The organism is Cryobacterium sp. M23, assembly GCF_002929655.1.
GTDB classification, from domain to species: domain Bacteria; phylum Actinomycetota; class Actinomycetes; order Actinomycetales; family Microbacteriaceae; genus Cryobacterium; species Cryobacterium sandaracinum.
The window spans coordinates 1-1,776 of record NZ_PJJV01000012.1 but is presented as its reverse complement, the minus strand read 5'-3'; the positions used below and the strand labels follow the sequence as shown (position 1 = coordinate 1,776).

At 72.0% G+C, this 1,776-nt stretch carries 2 protein-coding genes; one reads left to right on the top strand and one right to left on the bottom strand.

The window, feature by feature from the left end; translation table 11 throughout:
- Positions 1 to 76: 76 nt before the first annotated feature.
- Entirely contained in the window at positions 77 to 874 is a 798-nt protein-coding gene (locus CXY82_RS00095; RefSeq protein WP_104169151.1) for an RNA methyltransferase, read from the bottom strand.
- Between the two features lie 505 nt (positions 875 to 1,379).
- Here CXY82_RS00095 and CXY82_RS00090 point away from each other — a divergent pair.
- Positions 1,380 to 1,776: hypothetical protein (locus CXY82_RS00090; protein WP_199180822.1), on the top strand; the 397-nt coding region annotated here is incomplete at its 3' end.

Here is a 1,776-nt window from a genome sequence, read left to right as displayed (position 1 = left end):
GTGCAGGTTCGGGTGTGGCGTGCGGGTGTGGCGTGCGGCGGTGAGCCGTGCAGGTTCGGGTGTGGCAGGCGGGGCGTCAGCCCGAGAGCGCCCACATCGCGACGGCGCTGGCGGCGGCCACGTTGAGGGAGTCGATGCCGTGCTTCATCGGGATCTGCACCACGGTGTCGGAGGCCGCCAATGCGTCCGGGGTGAGCCCCTCACCCTCCGCGCCGAGCAGCAGCGCCAGCCGCTCGTGCTCGTGCCCGGGGAAGTCGCGCAGGCTCACGGCATCCGTTGTCAGGGCGAGCGCGGCGAGGTGGAAACCGTGCCGAGTGAGCAGCGCGCGGGTACTCGGCCAGTCGCCGACGCGGGTCCAGGGCACCTGCAGCACGGTGCCCATCGAGACGCGGATGGCGCGACGGTAGAAGGGGTCGGAGCAGTGCGGTGTGACCAGGATCGCGTCGGCGCCGATGGCCCCGGCGGAGCGGAAGATCGCGCCGACGTTCGTGGGGTCGGACACATTCTCGAGGATCACGATGCGACGGGCGCCGGCGAGTAGCGACTCCGGGTCGGGCAGCTCGGGCCGGTGCATCGAGGCGATCACGCCGCGGTGCAGCACGTAGCCGGTGAGCTCGGCGAGAAGCGCCCCCGGGCCGACGAAGACCGGCACGTCCTCGCCGACGAGGGCGCGGGCCTCCGGGGCGGTGTTGCCGAGTGTGAGCACCGACCGCGGCCGGTGTCCGGCGCGCAGGGCCCGCTCGAGAATCAATGCCGATTCGGCTATATACAGGCCGTGTTCGGTGCCGCGCGCCTTTTTCAGTGCCACATCGGTGAGATGGGCGTAGTCCGAAAGCCGCGGATCGCTGAGGTCGCTGATCTCGATGACGGGCATCCGATCAGTCTAATCGCGGGGCGGGGGCGGGTGGCTGGGTGCGGGGGCGGGTGGCTGGATGCGGGCCGCCTCGGGGCTAACTCAGGAGATCTGGGCGGCGGACGGCAGCCGGCACCCGGACCACTGCGGCGATCCCACGGATGCCGCGGCGCATCTCCGGAGTTAGCCGCACCCTTCATCCGCCCGGCGGGCACGGACAGCCTGGGTGCCCCGGCGCCCGAGTGGCCCCGCCGGTAGCGGATTCACGGCCCCCGGAGCACAGGCAACGGCTTCGGCCGGGCCCAGATTTGCAGTAGTTATGTACCGGTAAGGGTTGCGCCCTGGGGCTAACTCAGGAGATCCGGGCGGCGGACGGCAGCCGGCACCCGGACCAGTGCGGCGATCCAACGGATGCGGCGGCGCATCTCCTGAGTTAGCCGCACCGCTCGACGTGTCGGCACGATCCCGTGTGACCGGTCCTGTGTGATCGGTCCTGGCGGCACTGTGCTATCGGCCGGGTCGTGTGATGGTGAGATCATGGCTGCGGATTCCTCCCGGCCAGGGGGTGCCCGGCATCCGTCAGCAACCGGTCAGCGGCAGGAACATCCCCGCAGCCATCAACGTCATCGCCAGCGCCATACTCAGGTGCTGGGCCGACTCCAGTCGGAGCGTGGCCGGCTCGACCCCCCGACCCGGTGGGGCGGCGCGCCGACCGCACGGCGCTGGCCGCAAGGGCAACGGATGCCGCAGCCAGCAGTACCACAAGCCGGGCCGGCAGCGTTCCGCCGTCGGTGATCGCCCGCGCGTGCCCGGCATGGGCGCCGTTTCCCACAGCGGTCCCGGCCACAGCGGTCCCGGCGACAGCGGGCGCAGCGGCAGCGGTCCCGGCGACAGCGGGCGCAGCGGCAGCGGGCGCAGCGGCA